Annotated in this window: 15 protein-coding genes; 11 read left to right on the top strand and 4 right to left on the bottom strand. The window is 58.5% G+C overall.

All coding sequences use genetic code 11. From position 1 onward, the window contains the following. Positions 1-86 precede the first annotated feature (86 nt). Both J5M56_RS04470 and J5M56_RS26680 read right to left on the bottom strand, forming a co-directional pair. Entirely contained in the window at positions 87-1,400 is a 1,314-nt protein-coding gene (locus J5M56_RS04470; protein ID WP_207869950.1) for a PAS domain-containing methyl-accepting chemotaxis protein, read from the bottom strand. Between the two features lie 1,179 nt (positions 1,401-2,579). Further along, positions 2,580-2,849, bottom strand: a complete 270-nt coding sequence (locus J5M56_RS26680) for a DUF6555 family protein (protein WP_243430497.1) — start codon at positions 2,847-2,849, stop codon at positions 2,580-2,582. A 418-nt stretch (positions 2,850-3,267) separates the two neighbouring features. On the opposite strand from J5M56_RS26680, the gene J5M56_RS04465 reads away from it, so the two are divergent. Beyond that, the gene (locus J5M56_RS04465; protein WP_207869948.1) at positions 3,268-7,032 is read left to right on the top strand and encodes a CheR family methyltransferase; all 3,765 of its coding nucleotides are present in this window, start codon (positions 3,268-3,270) and stop codon (positions 7,030-7,032) included. An 81-nt stretch (positions 7,033-7,113) separates the two neighbouring features. Then, on the top strand, positions 7,114-7,512 hold the full coding sequence (locus J5M56_RS04460) for an NUDIX domain-containing protein (RefSeq protein WP_207869946.1): 399 nt from the start codon (positions 7,114-7,116) through the stop codon (positions 7,510-7,512). Between the two features lie 12 nt (positions 7,513-7,524). Here J5M56_RS04460 and J5M56_RS04455 read toward each other — a convergent pair whose 3' ends face one another. Beyond that, the gene (locus tag J5M56_RS04455; protein ID WP_186477258.1) at positions 7,525-8,076 is read right to left on the bottom strand and encodes an ATP-dependent Clp protease proteolytic subunit; all 552 of its coding nucleotides are present in this window, start codon (positions 8,074-8,076) and stop codon (positions 7,525-7,527) included. A 211-nt stretch (positions 8,077-8,287) separates the two neighbouring features. On the opposite strand from J5M56_RS04455, the gene J5M56_RS04450 reads away from it, so the two are divergent. The 4 genes from J5M56_RS04450 to J5M56_RS04435 are packed head-to-tail and all read left to right on the top strand — an operon-like array spanning position 8,288 to position 12,130. Then, complete coding sequence (locus J5M56_RS04450) at positions 8,288-9,205, top strand: DUF72 domain-containing protein (protein ID WP_347709413.1); 918 nt, start codon at positions 8,288-8,290, stop codon at positions 9,203-9,205. Then, on the top strand, positions 9,202-9,987 hold the full coding sequence (locus tag J5M56_RS04445) for an endonuclease/exonuclease/phosphatase family protein (RefSeq protein WP_207869942.1): 786 nt from the start codon (positions 9,202-9,204) through the stop codon (positions 9,985-9,987). The genes J5M56_RS04450 and J5M56_RS04445 overlap by 4 nt, the downstream gene beginning before the upstream one ends. Continuing rightward, a complete protein-coding gene (gene clsB, locus J5M56_RS04440) occupies positions 9,984-11,186 on the top strand; it encodes a cardiolipin synthase ClsB (RefSeq protein ID WP_186477261.1) in 1,203 nt (400 codons plus the stop codon). The genes J5M56_RS04445 and clsB overlap by 4 nt, the downstream gene beginning before the upstream one ends. Then, the gene (locus J5M56_RS04435) at positions 11,186-12,130 is read left to right on the top strand and encodes a lysylphosphatidylglycerol synthase domain-containing protein (RefSeq protein ID WP_207869940.1); all 945 of its coding nucleotides are present in this window, start codon (positions 11,186-11,188) and stop codon (positions 12,128-12,130) included. The genes clsB and J5M56_RS04435 overlap by 1 nt, the downstream gene beginning before the upstream one ends. Before the next feature lie 59 nt (positions 12,131-12,189). Here the strand turns inward: J5M56_RS04435 and J5M56_RS04430 are convergent, their stop codons facing one another. Further along, positions 12,190-12,657: a phosphotransferase system, HPr-related protein gene (locus J5M56_RS04430; RefSeq protein WP_207869938.1), complete on the bottom strand. Its 468-nt coding sequence runs from the start codon at positions 12,655-12,657 to the stop codon at positions 12,190-12,192. Positions 12,658-12,781: 124 nt separating this feature from the next. Here J5M56_RS04430 and ligD point away from each other — a divergent pair, with 124 nt between their 5' ends. Genes ligD through J5M56_RS04405 form a run of 5 tightly spaced genes read left to right on the top strand, consistent with a single transcriptional unit; the run spans position 12,782 to position 18,309 of the window. Then, complete coding sequence (gene ligD / locus J5M56_RS04425) at positions 12,782-15,262, top strand: DNA ligase D (RefSeq protein WP_207869936.1); 2,481 nt, start codon at positions 12,782-12,784, stop codon at positions 15,260-15,262. Continuing rightward, a complete protein-coding gene (locus tag J5M56_RS04420) occupies positions 15,259-16,302 on the top strand; it encodes an acyl-CoA dehydrogenase family protein (RefSeq protein WP_207869934.1) in 1,044 nt (347 codons plus the stop codon). The genes ligD and J5M56_RS04420 overlap by 4 nt, the downstream gene beginning before the upstream one ends. Next, positions 16,299-17,054 carry a PIG-L family deacetylase gene (locus J5M56_RS04415; RefSeq protein ID WP_186477266.1) on the top strand — a complete coding sequence of 252 codons (756 nt, stop codon included), beginning with the start codon at positions 16,299-16,301 and terminating at the stop codon, positions 17,052-17,054. Before J5M56_RS04420 ends, J5M56_RS04415 begins: the two co-directional genes overlap by 4 nt. 11 nt (positions 17,055-17,065) lie before the next feature. After that, a complete protein-coding gene (locus tag J5M56_RS04410; RefSeq protein WP_060477373.1) occupies positions 17,066-17,665 on the top strand; it encodes a class I SAM-dependent methyltransferase in 600 nt (199 codons plus the stop codon). Then, entirely contained in the window at positions 17,662-18,309 is a 648-nt protein-coding gene (locus tag J5M56_RS04405) for a glycosyltransferase (RefSeq protein ID WP_060477372.1), read from the top strand. The genes J5M56_RS04410 and J5M56_RS04405 overlap by 4 nt, the downstream gene beginning before the upstream one ends. The last annotated feature ends 17 nt before the right edge of the window (positions 18,310-18,326 follow it).

The following is an 18,326-nucleotide window of genomic DNA, read 5'->3' as shown; positions in this document are numbered from 1 at the left end:
AGCAAAGACACCACAAAGAGCGTGCCTTTTGCGTTGGCCAGTCCGTGACCGAAGCACATCGGTAGTGACCGTCAATGGGCGCGCGTCTACTTCACCTCGTTAGCGAAGCGCCCAACAGCTTCCACTACCTGCTTTGCTCCATTTTGAATTTCAAGGATAACCTTGCCCGCCTCGTTGGCGAGTATCAAGCCCTCCTCAGCTTTCGCATGACTGCTGAACATCTGGGCAACGGCCTCATCAGCAAGCTCCTGGTTTTGCTGAACGACGTTCACAATCTCTTCGGTCGCCGAGCTGGTGTGGCCTGCGAGCTTTCGGACTTCATCAGCAACAACAGCAAAGCCCCGCCCCTGCTCTCCGGCACGTGCCGCTTCAATCGCCGCATTCAAGGCAAGAAGGTTAGTCTGCGACGCAATTCCGCCAATGGTTTGAACGATTGAACTGATCAACGCAGATTGCTTACCGAGCGCCTCGATGCTGTCGGTTGCGAGCTTCATTTGCTCAGCGATACTTCGCATCGTGGCTACCGTTCGCGTTACCACGATAGCGCCGTGCTCGGCACTTGAATCCGTTCGTTGCGAGACATCAAAAGCAACGCCGGCAGCAGCTTTAACCTCTTGTTCTCTAGCTACCTGGTCGGTAACCACACTCGCAAATTTCACGACCTTGGCTAGCTTGCCCTCGGTGTCATGCACAGGGTTGTAGGTTGCCTCCAGCCAAATATCGTTGCCACGCCCGTCGATTCGCTTGAAGCGATTCGCGACGTACTCTCCACGGTTGAGTGTCTTCCAGAAATTTACGTACTCATCGGATGCCGCTTCTTGTGCCGAACAGAACAAGCGATGATGCTTGCCGACGATCTGGCCCAATGAGTAGCCCATGGCATCGAGGAACTGTTTGTTCGCCGTGATCACGGTGCCATCCAATTTAAATTCAATGACAGCGGTTGACCTAACCAGCGCTTCGATCAGAGCCTGGTTCTCCTTGCTCCGCTCAACGGTGCGAGTGATCTCACTGCCGTAGCCCTGGACATGAGCCAAGCCTCCCTCTTGGTTTCGAATAGGAAGCCAGTAGATTTTCAACCATGCAAGAGTACCGTCAGCCCGGAGGTATCGATATTCGTCATTGACGGGTTCGAATCGCGCCACAGCTTGATTGAAGGCGTGGAAGCAAGGGAGATTTTTGACGTAAGGCGGAACGATTTCTGAAAGTGGACGGCCATGTAGATGGCCGCTTGAGTACCCCAGGGTCTCCAAGAAACTTCGATTGACTGCACAGATCCGGAACTGAGAATCAAGTCTTATAGAAAGCATCCCTCTGTCCATTTGCTCGACCTGCTGACGTAGCAGATTCAGCTCCGCGCTCTGCTCCTGCAGCGTTTTTTTGAGTTTGCGGTTGAACAATTTAAGGCTCCACACATGCTGAATCAGCAATTATCGACACAGGCCGCTTTTTCTTGAGCGGCTAGTCAGCTTTTGATGGGGTTTGGGCGGGCGGTTCGGCAACAACGTTATGATTTCCAGTGAAGACATAGGGAGGGAATCTCGCACTGACACCAGCCGGAGCCTGTGGAAGCACAGTTGGCCTCAAGAGGAGGAAGAATGGTGTCACGTGGAAACCGCTGAAAATCGAAGATCTCTCCACGATTGCAGATCAGGATGGCAACAAACGCTGAGGATTTTCGCCTATAAAGATGGCCCAGGCGTCATACGAGTGTTGATGCCATTTTACAGCATCGTCCCAGAGGACACCGTTGATTTCACCCCGAGAAACTAGATGCCTGAGCCTGGAATTTGAAGCATCCAATTCAAGGAGGTGCCTATGAGCGGTGTACCGAAAATCGTCGTGGCTTAGCATTGGACTGATGTCCTGAAGGGCTGGCTCGAGGATACGCGCCGATGTCCCTGTACATCATTATGACATCAACCCGAATTGCTAGTTCTGACTTTACCGAACACCCTACGCCGCTGCCACGAAAGCAAGTCCGTGAAGACTGGCCGTCATTGAGAAAGGTCTGCAAGCATTGCGCAGAGCCTGGTGTATCTCAGCTAAAGCGCGCTCTGCCGTGGAGCGAATGCCTTGAGGACTCTTTTCCACTGCTCGTTTGGGTTCGACGTCAGGTTATAACTCGACTAAATGACTATCTGGTTTAGTTATAGAATTGCTCTATTTGCTGCCCCTCGTCTTTCGCCGTGAACTCTGGCTATGAGCAGGCATAATTCAAAATCTGAGGTGACAACGTTTGCTCAGCTAAGGCTTTACATACCGCCGGTCGGAGCTCATGTCCGTGCAAATGATCAAGCTTAGCTTTCGAAGCTCTCACCTGATACGGGGTGAATAATCGTCTTACCCTCACCCCTTTCAAGCCACGCCCATGGCGGGCTGTTTAAAAGAGCGAGGGCACGGTATGAACATGACAATGAGAATGGGAGGCGGCAACGTCCAGGATGACTGGCCAGAACTGGATCCTGCCAAGCATGAAGATCGGACTGATGACTCAAAGGCTGACCAACACCCGGAAGACGACGCGCGTAACAGGCCCGGGGAACCTGCCAGCGATCCCGAATCGGGTGCTTGAAAGCTTAACCGGTTACACTCGTATCGCCGATCGCCCGGCTGGGCTTGCTACCGGATAGTCGCCAACTTACGTCGGTTATTCCGTACCGCTCCGCCATAGGTCGGCTTACCTTTCTAATTTTCTCCCGACCAAACTTTGGGATGATCCCGATGCCTGCATCGCAACTTGCCCAGTGCCAAGCCTCGGCGTTATCGATTTTCTCGAGCCGGATGATGAAGCTACGGGGGTCGCCGTGCAGCAGGTAATCGATAATGTACAGCTGGGGACTCGGCATTGCGCAGCCCTCCTCTTCTCCATGGATGACAATGCATTGAGTGATAGCACTGGAGAAAGATTCAAAAAAATTATCGGGTACTTCAACGGGAACCGTTGATGAGCGCAGTGCGGGGCCTTGATGACCGGTGTCACCTATGCGGCTCCTATGATGACAGGCCTATCCTAGGTCCGAACGAACTCATAACGGAGCTGCTCGATCCGATTGCGGTTGGCTGACCGAAGGTGCCAAACGTTCGTCTCAAAAAGGATCGTGTGCCAAACGTCCAGCTTCTATATGCTCCTTGTTGCCCAGCTAGGACTCTTGGGCTGCCTGTGCCCTGGCGCCTCGCGGCCCTGCCGAGGGGCGGCATATAATGGACCCAGGCGCCCGCAGCCATGTCCTCGGGCCAAATTTTTGGTGTGCACAAGGCATTTCCATGACTGATCAACCCGCATCGCCGCAAAACCCTGCCTTGAGCCCCAGCCACTTGGACTTTCCGGTGGTCGGCATTGGCGCCTCGGCGGGTGGCCTGGAGGCCATTCGCACCTTCTTCCAGCAGATGCCAGGCGATTGCGGTATGGCATTCGTGGTCGTGCTGCATTTATCGCCCGACCATCAGAGCGTGGCAGATCGGATCATTCAGGAAACGACCCCGATGCCGGTGCGCCAGGTCACCGAACCGGTGCCGATCGAACGCAACCACGTCTATGTGATTTCGCCGGCCAACCGCCTTTCCACCAACGACGGCTACCTGCGGGTCACCCCTGCCAACCGTCGGCGTGGCGACCACGTTGCCATTGACCTGTTCTTCCGTGATTTGGCCGATGTTCACAAAGATCACGCTTTCTGCGTAGTTTTGTCAGGCACAGGCGCCGATGGTGCTGTGGGGCTTTCCAGAATCAAGGAACAGGGCGGTGTGACCCTGGCGCAAACCCCTGATGACGCGCAATACGACAGCATGCCTAGGGCAGCGATCGAAACCGGCTTGGTCGACCTGGTCTTGCCGGCCGCCGAAATGCCGCAAAAACTGATGGAGCTGTGGCGTACTGCTCGCCAGGTGAAACTGCCAGAGATCGAAGACGATACCCTGCCACCTGCCCTAGGTACCCGGGCCGGTGATCCTCGAGCCGCAGAACCACTGCTCGACGAGATCCTGCTACAGCTACGCAATGCCACCGGTCATGATTTTCAGCATTACAAACGCGCCACCGTGTTGAGGCGTATCGAGCGCCGTCTTCATGTGACCGGGCAGACCGATCTGCAGGGTTATCTGCACTATTTGGAGCAAAACAGCAGCGAAGCCGAGGCGTTGCTGGGCGATATGTTGATTGGTGTAACCAACTTCTTCCGCGATCGTGAGGCATTCGAGTCGCTGGAGCGGCATGTACTGCCGCAGTTGGTCAGCGAACGCGGGGACACTCGTGAAATCCGTGTGTGGTCGGCTGGCTGCTCCACGGGTGAAGAAGCCTATAGCCTGGCGATGCTGGTGTGTGAGCAACTGACGCTGGAAAAGCGTGACAGCAAGGTTCAGGTGTTCGCCACCGACCTTGACGCGCGGGCGATCAGCACCGCCCGTGCAGCCTCCTACCCCGAGGCTATCGTCACTGATGTGCCCCCTACTCGTCTTCGGCAGTTCTTCGTCAAGGAGGATCAGCACTACCGCGTACGCAAGGAAGTCCGCGAGAAGGTACTGTTCGCCCGCCATAATCTGTTATCCGACCCACCTTTCTCGCAGATCGACTTGATCGTCTGCCGCAACTTGCTGATCTATCTGGACCGCGAGATCCAGCACGACATCCTGCAAATGTTCCACTACGCATTGCGCAGCGGTGGTTACCTGTTCCTTGGAACTTCTGAATCAGCAGATGTGGTGGGCGATCTGTTCACCCCGGTGGACAAGCGCAACCGCATTTTCCGCGCCCGTGACGTCAGCGCGGCTACTCGCAGCAGCAGCCGGCAGCTGCCCAGAACGAATTTCAAAGGTGTGGTTCAGGAGCAACAAACCAAAGCCAAGCCTGAACGCAAGCCGTCGTACGCGGAGATGCACCACCGCGCACTGGCCAGACGCACCCCGCCGAGCCTGATCATCGACGGCGACGGCAACATTCTGCATATGAGCGAAGGCATCGGGCGCTACTTGCAACTGGCCGCTGGCGAGCCGAGCCGCAATTTGCTCTCACTGGTACTGCCTAGCCTGCGCCTGGCGTTGCGCACCACGTTGTTTCAGGCCCGCCAAGGCACAGAAGCCGTTACCTCAAGGCCTGTCGACCTTGGCGAAGGTGAAGAACGCCAGCAAGTGGAAATTACCGTGCAGCCTTACAAGGATGAGTTCAGCACAGGCGAATGCCTGCTGGTGGTTTTCGAGGTGCGTACGCCCGACCCCACGCTGCCGTTGCCCGGTGTGATCCGCCAAACCGACAGCATGGTTCTGCACAACCTGGAGCGTGAACTGCTGCGAACCCGCCTGCAACTGCAAGAAACCATCGAGCAGTCGGAAGTATCGAGCGAGGAGTTGACCGCCTCCAACGAAGAAATGCAGGCGATCAACGAAGAGTTGCGTTCGGCCAGTGAAGAGCTGGAAACCAGCAAAGAAGAACTGCAGTCGATCAACGAAGAGTTGCTGACTGTCAATTACGAACTCAAGAACAAAGTCGAAGAAACCGATAAGGTCAATGACTACTTGAGCAATCTGATTGCCTCTACCGACATCGCCACGGTGTTCGTCGACCGCAACCTGCACATTCGCTGGTTCACGCCGCGAGCTACCGATCTTTTCAACATGCTGCCCGTGGATACCGGGCGCTCGCTGCTGGATATCACCCACCGCCTCGACTACCCCGCCCTGGCTGATGACGCCCACGCCGTAGCAAAAGGCGAAACCACCATCGAGCGAGAGATCGGCGCCCAGGATAACCATTGGTATCTAGCCCGTTTGCTGCCCTATCGCTCCAGCGAACAGAAGATCGATGGCACAGTGCTTACCTTCATCGACATCAGCAAGAACCACGCCGCAGAAGAGCGCGTGCGCCTGGGTGAAGAACGGCTTAGTAAGCAGTTGGCTGAATCGCAAAGCTCCAGCCACATGAAAGACGAGTTCTTCGCGGTGATGTCCCATGAGCTCAAACACCCGCTGAACCTGATACAGCTCAACGCCGAAATCCTGCGCCGGCTTCCTACTATCAGGAATATGGGCGCTGCGAGCAAAGCCGTTGCCACCATTTGTGAGGCCGTCACCAGTCAGGCGCGCATTATCGACGACCTGCTCGATGTCGCACGTATCCGCACCGGTAAGCTCAAGCTCAAAACCGAGCCAGTGGACCTTGGCGCGGTGGTTCAAGGCATACATGCAGTGGTCATGAACGAAAAACACCCTTGCCCGGTGCGTCTCGAATTACCTGCTGACGACTCCTCACTGATGATTGAAGGCGATGTTACACGCCTGGAGCAGATCATCTGGAACCTGCTGAACAATGCGCTGAAATTCAGCCCGCCAGGCCAGGAAATCAGCCTTGTACTCGAGCGCCATGGCAGTCACGCGCGGCTGCTGGTGATCGATCAGGGCGTGGGTTTGAGCTGCGATGACCTCGAGCATATTTTCGACCTGTTCAGCCAGGCCTCGCCGCAGTCATCCTTGCATGGTCGCGAAGGCCTCGGTATTGGCTTGTCCCTGGTGCGCCAGCTTGCAGAGGCCCATGGCGGCACCGTCGAGGCAACCTCAGCGGGGCTTGGCAAAGGCTGTACGTTCATTGTCCGCCTGCCATTGTGTGATTATGGCCCGCAACAGCGTATCGATACGCCTGAGCCCGTCAACGAAGGGCGGCTGCAAGGCGTAACGGTGTTGCTGGTCGAGGATTCGCCAGAAGTCCTTGAAGTCATGCAGCAGTTGCTGGAGATGGAGGGCGCCGAGGTGATCGCCTACAGCGACCCGGTGAAGGCGCTGGAAGCGGCCGCCAACGCGCAGTATGACGTGATTATCTCCGACATCGGCATGCCTGGCATGGACGGCCATGCGCTGATCAAGGCCCTGCGCGGCCTTGCTCATCTGCAGCACACACCCGCGATCGCCCTCACCGGCTATGGTGCGAGCGCTGACCAGCACAGGTCGCGACAATCGGGCTTCGATCGCCACTTGAACAAGCCCGTCGGTTATGACGAGTTGGTCCAGGCTATCGAGTCCCTCAGTGGCTCAGTAACCTACTGAGGCAATTGCAGTTGCAATAGAACGTTTAGTGCCTGCGCGCGGACTAACCCACATAAGTTGGGAATTGCCGCAGGAGGCTGAGTGAAGCCAGTCAAGCACCGCGTTAGCATCATTTGTCGCCATGGCAAGCAGTCGCAGAAATGGCTTTGGGTTAGAAAGCCCAAAGCACCTTGGACATTGCCAGGCGGCAAAATTGAAGCCGGAGAGACGCCACCCCAGGCGGCGATACGGGAATTACAGGAAGAAACGGGGCTGCAGGCCGATACATTGACCTTTTTAATGCGCTACGAAGGTGAGGCGCGCATGCACTATGTGTTCGAGGCGGACTTCGCCCAAGCGCCAAAGCCTTCAGCTAATAACGAAATCGCCGAGTGCAGTTTTGGGCATCCGGAGCGCATGTCGTCGCTCAACGGCGAGATCAAGGCGTTGATCAAATCACTTCTGGCCTGCGACCGGACGCTCGCCGACTCCATTCGCTGAACAAGCAATGCCTCAGGCATGCACACTCCACTGAGTGGCCTGAGCTTCTATCGGTAGTTCATCGATGGCGTGGATCATACCGCTTGCCAATGCCTCGTCAGGCCCCAAGATCCGCGGAGCCGCCATCAGATAGCGTGGCACATCCAGTACTTCGCTGGCACCCTCAGTGCGTTCGGCGACAATTTGCGCGTATAAACGCAAGTCATAGTCAAGGCTCATGGCGTATTCCGCCATTCGGGCATGATCTACCGAGCCGTGCAGCGTCCAGTGGAATGGGTGAAACAGGAACTTGCTGTGCCTGCAGGCCGTACGGTGCTCACCGGCCAGGAAAAGGATGTTGCCCATCGACTCAACAGTGCCCAGGTTGTGGGTGTGCACACTGATTGGCAGCGACCGCAGGAAGTTGTAGAGGGTAAAGCCATAACTGCACTCCCCTCCCATGGTGGCGATATTGAGTTGCAGCACCTGCGCACCTTGCCCAATGGCACGCGAGCAGGTGTTGATCAGGTTGCCACAGGTGGATGAATTGATCGGCCCGGTGTAGTGAATGATGTGTCTGGCCATGTTTGTCTCCAGTGTAGGGACGTTACCCCTGAGCGCCCGCCAAGGTGTTGCGGTGCGGCAACTGCACTGTGCGGTGGAATCGCCCAAACCGCCAAAGTTCAATTCTGCACAATGCCCATGTCTTTCGATCACCTTCGCTGAACCCTCGCCCCTCTGAGTCGGTCGCACCATTTGAACGGTACTCGACGAATCAGGCTATGAGGACATGAGCGTGAGCGATATCCGCATCGGTATTTCCGGATGGCGCTATGGCCCCTGGCGCAAGGACTTCTACCCAAAGGGCCTGCGCCAGGATAGCGAACTGGCATTTGCTTCAAGGGCGGTCAACAGCATCGAGATCAACGGCTCGTTCTACAGCCTGCAGACTGCGCAGCGCTACACGAATTGGCGTGATCAAGCGCCCGATGGCTTTGTGTTTTCAGTGAAGGGCCCTCGCTACATCACGCATGTACTCAGGCTAAAACATGTAGAGACGGCGCTGGCCAATTTTTTCGCGTCTGGCCCGCTACTGCTGGGTGACAAGCTGGGTCCGTTTCTTTGGCAGTTTCCGCCGAACATGAAGTTCGACGAGCAACGGTTCAGCCACTTTCTGCAGTTGCTGCCCAAGGACCGAAAAGCCGCCCGCGAGTGTGCCCTAGGCTGCGAAGAACGCCACAGGGACCCTGCAGCAACTGCAATCAAAGGTAACGCACGGCTACGCCATGCTGTGGAAATCCGCCACGAGAGTTTTCTGTGCGAAGGTTTCATCAAGCTTTTGCGCAAACAACGTGTGGCCCTGGTTGTGGCTGACAGCGCAGGTAAATGGCCTTATGTCGAGGATGTAACGGCTGACTTCATCTACATGCGCTTGCACGGGGACATCGAACTCTACAGCAGCGGGTATACCGCACGGGCACTTCGACGCTGGAAGCAACGCATCCAGGCATGGGCGCGAGGCAGCCAAGCGGACGACGCGCATTTGATCGTAGCGGGGGCTCCGCCCAAGCGGGCCTCGCGGGATATTTACTGCTATTTCGACAATGACCAGAAAGTGCATGCGCCCTTTGACGCCCGTCGCTTGCTGGAAAAGCTCAAGCTCGATTACGACCTGATCACCGAACCGGGTGTGACGCCTGAGGTGCAGCTTTGAACAACAATCAGTTATCACCCAGCCCGGCTCTGGACGGCGATACCGCCGTGCACCGTTTGAATGTGCTGACGATCAATGTCCACAAGGGCTTCACCCAATTCAACCGCCGATTCATCCTGCCCGAGTTGCGCGAGGCCGTGCGCGCCACCAACGCTGACCTGGTGTTTCTCCAAGAGGTTCACGGTAGTCACCAGCAACACGCCGAGCGCCATCCAGACTGGCCGCAGGCCCCACAGTACGAGTTTCTCGCTGACAGCATGTGGCCGCAATTCGCCTATGGCCGTAACGCTGTTTATCCCTACGGGGATCACGGCAATGCGCTGCTGTCGAAATTCCCGATCACCCACTACGAAAACCTTGACGTGTCGATTCAAGGGAACGAGCAGCGCGGGCTGTTGCACTGCTGCTTGCAGGTGCCAGGCCACGAGCAGGTACATGCCATCTGCGTACACCTGGGCCTGCGTGAGGCTCATCGGCAAAGCCAGATCAAGCTGCTGCTGCAGCGGCTGGACAGCTTGCCGGCACAAGCGCCGGTGATCATCGCTGGTGATTTCAATGACTGGCGGCTTAAAGCTGATGCCGTGCTCTCGCAGCATCTGGTCGAAGCTTTTGGCGAACATTTTGGCAGCCCGGCTCGCAGCTTTCCTGCGCGCCTGCCGCTGCTGCGCCTGGATCGCATTTACCTGCGCAACGCTATGCCGGCCAGTGCTCAGGTGTTGTCCATGTATCCCTGGTCGCATTTGTCCGACCATGCCCCTCTTGCTGCGGAGATCGACCTGTGAACAGACCTTGGGTGGACGGTAACCATGTCCAACTGTTGATCAATGGTGAGCAATATTACCCGCGCGTGTTCGAGGCAATGGCCCAGGCCCGGGAAGAGATCTTGCTGGAAACTTTCATCATCTTTGATGACAAGGTTGGCCAGCAATTGCAGAAAGCGCTCATCGACGCTGCTAGCCGTGGAGTCAGGGTGGAAGTCGTGGTAGATGGCTACGGTACTGGGGACCTCCCGGACACCTACATTGCCGCGTTGACCGAGGCGGGCGTGAGCTTCCACGCCTTCGACCCGCAACCCAAGCTGGCGGGCATGCGCACCAACCTCTTTCATCGCCTGCACCGCAAGATCGTGGTGATCGATGGCGAGCTGGCCTTTATCGGTGGCATCAATTACAGCGCCGACCATCTGGGGGATTTTGGCCCCATGGCCAAGCAGGACTACGCCGTGGAGGTCACAGGGCCCGTGGTGGCTCAGGTTCATGCTGCCAGCCGCAGGCTGATGGCTCCGGTGCTGGAGCCGCCAAGCGACGTGCGCCCAGTGACGCAACCAACCGGCCAAAGCACGGCGGTGCTGATAGAGCGCGATAACCGTATGCGCAGCACCGATATTGAAACCCACTACCTGCAGGCCATACGCTCGGCCCAGAAGCGCGTGGTCGTGGCAAATGCTTACTTCTTCCCAGGCTACCGGCTGTTGCGCGAGCTGCGCAATGCCGCGCGGCGTGGCGTTGAGGTAACCTTGATTCTACAAGGCCAGCCCGACATGCGCTGGGTCCGGGCCCTGTCCAGGCTGCTGTACAACTACCTGCTACAAGGTGGCGTAAGCATTCGTGAGTACTGCCAGCGTCCATTGCACGGCAAGGTGGCACTGGTCGACGACCAGTGGGCTACCGTCGGCTCGAGCAATCTCGACCCCCTGAGCCTGTCCTTCAACCTGGAAGCCAACTTGTTCATCCGCGATCCGGCTTTCAACCAAGCGTTGTACGAGCATTTGCACAGCCTGGCTCAGGAACACTGCAAGCCCGTTACCCTTGAACGTATGGTACGCGGCTACTGGTGGCGAGCGCCTTTGATCTTCGCTTGTTTTCACATCGTCCGGCACTTTCCGCGCATCGCCGGCTGGTTCCCCGCGCATCGTCAGCGCTTGAAGTCGCTGCAACCGGAAATTCAGGCCCAAGGCGAACTTCATGAGGGTAATACGTGATGGCGAAAAAATCCTGGCAGGTGTGGGGCAAGCGATTATTCACCCTAGCGTTCATGATTCTGATACCGGTGCTGCTGTACATGCTCGCGCGCAACCTGGACTGGAACGAGGTGCGCCAATCCCTGCTTGCGTACAAGCCGAGCACGCTGGCCATCGGGCTTGCAATGGCGGTATGCAGCTACCTGATTTTCGCCAGTTACGATCTGCTGGCAAAGGCGTATACCGGCCATGACCTTCCGGCGCGGCAGGTGCTGCCAGTGGCGTTCGTCTGCTACGCCTTCAACCTCAATTTCACCACCTGGGTGGGAGGCGTTGCCTTGCGCTACCGGCTGTACAGCCGCCTAGGGCTGGATACACCCACCATCACGCGCATCCTCACATTAGGCCTGTTGACCAACTGGATGGGTTACATGCTGCTAGCCGGTGGCGTATTCGCGCTTGGCCTTGTCGAGCTTCCCGGCAACTGGGCAGTGGGTACCGGGGGGCTGAGGCTGATAGGCGTGCTTTTGCTGGCCATCGCCATCGGTTATCTGCTGGCGTGTGGCCTTGCGAAGAAGCGCACATGGCGCTGGAGGGAACATGAAGTCACCCTGCCCTCGCTGCGCTTGGCACTGTGCCAAGTAGCGCTGGGCGCTAGCAACTGGGCGGTGATGGCGTTACTGATTTATTGGCTACTGCCAGGGGAGCACTTCTTCCCCTCGATCCTCGGTATATTGCTGATCAGTTGCGTGGCGGGGGTGGTCGCTCACATTCCTGCAGGTTTGGGTGTGCTCGAGACGGTATTCCTTGCTTTGCTGCATGGTCAAGGCCAGGGCTCGTTAATCGCAGCGCTGCTGGGCTACCGGACACTGTATTACCTGATTCCTCTGGTCGTTGCCTTGATGACCTATTTATTGCTTGAGAAACGCGCCAAAGCCATGCGCCAGCGTGAACATCCGGCCTGAGGCCGTGCCGGCATGGGTTCGTGAAGAGACGGTCAGGTGCCGTCTCTTCACGCATTCACTCAACGTGCATCGCCCTCTTCGTCTTCGACCACATCATCGGTCCAAGGCTTGCCATCCAGGGGGGCTGAACGCGCCAACTCGGCCTCGTCGAGCCCAAACCCACCGCCTATTTCCTGCGCGTCTACCTCGCGCAGGTCCATGTCAGCCGGGCCATTGCCATCGCCTGGCTCAAAGGGGTCGCGAGCGCCGGTTTCATCCAGCAAGGTATCAGGGCTCAGATCATCATAGGTGACGTTGTCTTCGTGCAGGCTATCGCTTAGTGCCTCACCGCCAGTCATGCCGCTTTCGGCAACCCGTTGGTCCGGGAACTCCTGGTCGATTTCCGAAGCGGGTCGTTCGTCGCCGACTCGCCCCTCACGATGGTCGTGGCGATCACTGAAATCCAGTTCGCGCACACTGCCCATACGGTCTTCGGTGTCATCGATTTCAGTGGGTGTGTAGGGTTTCAGATCATCAGATCGGCTCATTGCGGTTCTCCATCAGTGACATACAGATTGTCGACTGCTGCAGCCCTGCGATGATTCAGAGTTTTTTTGAACTACCCTGCGCCCGGCTCCCTCCCAACCTACAGATGCCTTCACGGAGCCGACCATGGCAAAGCCTCTTGCAGAATACGCGCGCAAGCGCGATTTCGACGCGACGCCTGAACCTAGTGGTCAGCGCAGGCGCGGCAAGCGCGCGCATGCCTTGCAGTTCTGCATTCAGAAACACGACGCCAGTCACCTGCATTACGACTTCCGTTTGGAACTTGATGGGACGCTGAAAAGCTGGACGATCCCCAAAGGCCCTTCGCTGGACCCAAAAGTGCGGCGCCTGGCGGTGCATGTAGAAGACCACCCGTTGGACTATGCCAACTTCGAAGGGCACATACCGCAGGGCCACTACGGCGCCGGTGACGTCATCGTCTGGGACCGGGGTGTCTGGGAACCCGAATGCGATCCGCGCCAGGGCTATGCCAAAGGCAAGCTGCGTTTTCGCTTGCAGGGTGAAAAGCTGAGCGGTGTCTGGAACCTATTCCGTACGCAATTGGCCGGCAAGAAGGAGCAGTGGATGCTGGTCAAGTCCCAGGACGGTGAGGCACGCAGTGAAGCTGAGTACAGTATCGTCGAGGCTCAGCCGGACAGCGTGCTAAGCGACCGTGGGCTGCTGCCGCGGCGCACGGCAAATGCCAAGCGCACACCCGTGCGGCGCAAAGCCGCTAACGCCGAGCTTGCACAACAGCTCAAGCCCCAGCTGGCTACCTTGGTCGACTCGCCACCGGCTGGCGACTGGCGTTATGAGGTCAAATTCGATGGATATCGGATACTTGCGCGCATCGAAGGTGACGATGTCCGGTTATTCACCCGCAACGGTCATGACTGGAGCGCCAAAATGCCCGCCCAAGTCGCGGCGTTGCGGGCGCTGGGCATCGACTCGGCGTGGCTCGATGGCGAAATGGTGATCAGCGACGAAGACGGGAAGACCGACTTCCAGGCTTTGCAGAACGCCTTCGACACCGAGGATGACGAGCAGATCGGGTATTACATCTTCGACCTGCCGTTCTTGGGTGGCCAGGACTTGCGTCAGCGTCCACTTGAAGATCGTCGCGATGCGTTACGGCAATTGCTTGAGCACAATGAGTCGGACAAGCTCAAGTTTTCCGAAGACTTCGACCAGCCTGTCGATGCCCTGCTCGACAGCGCTTGCCGCTTGGGCCTTGAGGGCCTGATCGGTAAACGAGTCGGCAGCCACTACATGAGTCGGCGCAGCCCCGACTGGGTAAAGCTCAAGTGCCAGCGACGGCAGGAGTTCGTGATCGTTGGCTTTACAGATCCCAAAGGCAGCAGAGCGGGCTTCGGCGCGCTGTTGCTGGCTTTGCACGACAAGCAAAGCGGCCAGCTGCAGTACGCGGGTAAAGTAGGCACCGGCTTCACCGGGGCAACGCTTAAAAGCATTCATGAGCGGCTCAAATCCCTAGAGGTCGCCAAGCCCACTGTGCATAAGGGGCCAACGGGCGCAGAAGCCCGCGGGGTGCATTGGCTCAAGCCGCATCTGCTGGCGGAAGTCGCCTATGCCCAGATGACCCGTGAGGGCTTGGTACGCCACGCAGTGTTCCATGGGCTACGCGAGGACAAACCGGCCACCGCAATCAACGTGGAGCGCGCAATGCCCGCCAAGCAAGGCTCAAAACCCAAGCAGGGCAAGCAGCCAGATCAGCTGGCCGACTTGCGCCTGACCCACCCTGACCGGCTGATCGATGCCACCGTGGGTGCCACGAAGCGGCAAATTGCGCAGTATTACGCGCAAGTCAGCCAGTGGTTGTTGCCACACCTCAAAAGTCGGCCGGTTGCATTGGTCCGGGCACCGGAGGGCCTGACAGGTGAGTTGTTCTTTCAAAAGAATGCCGGGCAGTTGCATATCCCGCACCTGGTCAATTACAGCAAAGCCGACGCAGGCCAAGCGGCAATGGTCATCAACCGCGCCGATACCTTGATGGGGGCGGTGCAGATGAACATGCTCGAACTGCATACCTGGAATGCGACCGACAAAGACTTCGACAAGCCCGATCGCTTCGTCCTAGACCTCGACCCAGACCCTGCGCTGCCCTGGAAAGCCATGTTAGAGGCAACTCAACTGGTCCTTACCCTGCTCGACGAGCTGGGTTTGCAGGTGTTCATCAAAACCAGTGGCGGCAAAGGCATCCACTTGGTCGTACCCATTACCCGGCGTGCGAATTGGGATGAGGTCAAGGATTTCAGCCAGGCGATTGTCAATTACCTGGCCAAGCTGTTCCCCGACCGCTTGAGTGCGGTTTCCGGCCCTAAAAACCGTATCGGTAAAATATTCATCGATTACCTACGCAACGGCAAAGGCGCCACCACGGCATGCGCCTACTCGCTGCGAGCCCGCGAGGGGCTGCCGGTGTCTGTGCCGATCTGGCGCGAAGAGTTGGCAGGGCTCAAAGGCGCCGACCAATGGCATATCGGTAACCTGCACGAGCGCCTGGTCGATCTCGACGACCCTTGGGCCGGGATGAGCAACGTTCGTCAATCGATCACTGCACGTATGCGCAAGCAAATGGGAATGGCATGAGCATCATTCAGGATTTCGACCTCACCAACCTCGACCGATTGTTACGCACCTTCGGCGAGCGACCCCAACCTCTCAAACTGGACACGCAGCTACCAGAGTTGATGCACGCACTCAAAGCCGATCAGCTCGACCTACTGCCACTGCCGGGGCAAGGCAACACCTTGCGCCGCTGGCAGACCTTGGCGCGGGTTGCCGGTTGCGACTTGGCACTGGCTAAACTCTATGAGGGGCACACCGATGCGCTGGCCATTCTGGCCGAATGTGGTGCGGCGCACCTGGTTGGCGACGGTATATGGGGCGTCTGGGCTGCTGAACCGCCGGACGCTCGCGCACGGATTGTCGCGCGTGACGGTGATCAGGTGCAGCTGGGCGGTCGCAAGGCATGGTGTTCGGGGGCCCTGCAGATAGACAAAGCGTTATTGACTGCCTGGGGCGACGATAAGCAGCCGCAGTTGGTAGCGATCGAGCTGGGGCAATCTGACCAGAGTGTGGTGATCGACCATTGGCAAGCAGTGGGGATGGCCACCACGGCTAGTATCGAACTTCAGTTCAGCAATACGCCCGCCATCGCCGTTGGCCGCCCCGGCCAGTATCTGTCGCGCCCCGGCTTCTGGCACGGGGGCGCAGGCATCGCAGCTTGTTGGTACGGCGCGGCCGAGGCCTTGGCCGATTACCTGCGGGCGCATTGCCGCAAACCCCATGCCGACGCACATGCCCATGCCCACCTCGGCGCGGTGGACGCTGCCTTGTACGGCGCCCGCGCTGCGTTGCGTGAATGTGCTCAGTGGATCGACCTGCACCCTGACGCTGACGCAGGCTTGGAAGTTTGCCGCACTCGCGCTCAAGTCGAGCAGGCCGTCGAACAGGTGATCCGCCACGTGGGCCGCGCGCTGGGTGCCACACCGTTTTGCCGTAACAGCCATTTCGCCAGGCTCAGCGCAGACTTGCCAGTGTACATGCGCCAAAGCCATGCCGAGCGCGATCTGGCGGCGCTGGGTGAACAATTGACACAGATGCCTGCAGGAGCCTGGAAGCTATGAGCCAAAACTTGATTCAAGCTAGCAGTGGCACGCCTTGGGCTGACTGGCAACATGCCGCCCATCTGGCAAGGGCCACATGGATCAGTCCTGCGCAGCTGTGCCCCCCCGGGCGCCGCCTGGTGCTGGTCGCACCGCACCCCGACGATGAAATTCTCATGGCGGGCGGATTGCTGACCCACTTTCGCGGGCGTGAAGAGGACCTTCTGTTGATTTCGGCCACCGATGGTGAAGGCAGCCACGCGGGCTCCGAGCACTGGACCGAACATCGGCTGCGGCGCCAGCGACCGCTGGAGAGCCGCCAGGCACTGATGCAGCTTGACTTGAACGTCAACCATCTGGAGTGGCGCAGGCTTAATCTGAAGGACGGGAATTTGCCGCGCGAGGAAGCTTTCCTGGTCAACCACCTGACTCAGGCGCTGCGCCCGGACGATGTAGTGATGGCCACTTGGCGGGGCGACGGCCACTGCGATCACGAGGCCGTTGGCCGGGCCGCAGCCCAGGCAGCGCAGGCGCGCAAGGCGCAACTGGTCGAAGTGCCCGTATGGGCCTGGCACTGGGCCCAGCCGGATGATCCACGGCTGCCGTGGCCACGCGCGCACCGCATCGAGTTGGACGAAAGCGCCCTCGCACGCAAGCGTAAGGCCCTAGCTGCACACGTCAGCCAGTTGACACCGGACGATCCCCGCCCGCCCGTACTGCCAGCCAGCCTGCTGGACTGCCTGCTGCAACCCTTTGAACTGATGTTCCTGTAAACGGAGTTGCCATGAGCCTCGATCCCCAGTACTTCGCTGAACTGTATGCTACCAATGAAGATCCATGGGCTTTTCGCACACGCTGGTACGAAAAACGCAAACGCGATGTGCTGATGGCCAGTCTGCCGCGTCAGTGCTATCAGCGGGTGTTCGAGCCTGCCTGTGCCAATGGAGAGCTCAGTGCCTTACTGGCAGAGCGAAGTGCTGAACTTCTGTGCCAGGACTTGGATCCCACTGCCGTGAACCTTGCCCGCGAGCGCCTGACCGATGTGCCGAACGCTTCAGTCGAATTGGCTCGCTTGCCTGGTGACTGGCCCGCAGGCCAATTCGATCTGATCGTGCTGAGTGAGGTGGGATACTACCTGGACCCCACCGATTGGCTGCAGGTCATTGAGCAATGCCTTGCGAGCCTTACCTACGACGGTGCCCTGCTTGCCTGTCACTGGAAGCACCCCATTGCCGGCTGCCCGCAAGATGGCCGTGAGGTGCATCAAATGCTGGCCAAACACCTGCCGCTATTTCCGCTCCTTCGTCATGACGAGGCCGACTTCATGCTCGAATACTGGTCCTGCCAACCCAGCGTGGTGGACTTGGACGAGACGTGCATATGATCGGCGTAGTGATCCCCGCGCACAATGAAGCCCGGCGCCTGGGGCGCTGCCTGAGCGCGATGGCTACGGCCGTCTTGGCAGCGCGAGAAGCAGGTCATGGGGTACAGGTATTGGTCGTTCTCGATCGCTGCGTGGACGGCAGTGCCAAGGTGGCCGCCAGGTATGATGTCGACGTGCTTGCAGTCGAGGCCGGTAGCGTTGGAATGGCTCGCCGCTTAGGCGCCGAGTGGATGTTGGACCGCCATGCGACCTGGTTGGCCTGCACCGACGCCGACAGCCAGGTGCCGTCGCATTGGTTGTTGTCACAGCTGGCCTGCACGGCAGATGCGGTGTGTGGAACGGTGCACGTTGCCCGCTGGCAGCCTTGGCAGCGGGCGGCGCTACGTAAGCTCTATTTGAGCCGCTATGAAGCGCGGGAAGGCCATCGCCACATCCATGGTGCCAATCTGGGCGTGAGTGCCCGAGCCTATGAACGTGTCGGCGGGTTTCAACCACTTGCCGCCCATGAAGATGTGCAGCTTGTGAGGGACCTGGAGGCCGATGGCGCGCAGATAGTGTGGACGGCCAAGCACAGCGTTGCCACAAGTAGCCGAACCAACAGCCGGGCCCGTGAGGGGTTTGGCGACTACCTGGCAAGCCTTTGATCCACCAAGCGCTCGAG

The sequence above is a fragment of the Pseudomonas sp. 51_B genome, from assembly GCF_017491595.1.
Taxonomy (GTDB): domain Bacteria; phylum Pseudomonadota; class Gammaproteobacteria; order Pseudomonadales; family Pseudomonadaceae; genus Aquipseudomonas; species Aquipseudomonas promysalinigenes.
Note: the sequence above shows the minus strand (reverse complement) of the source record. Positions and strands in the feature narration are given on the sequence as shown.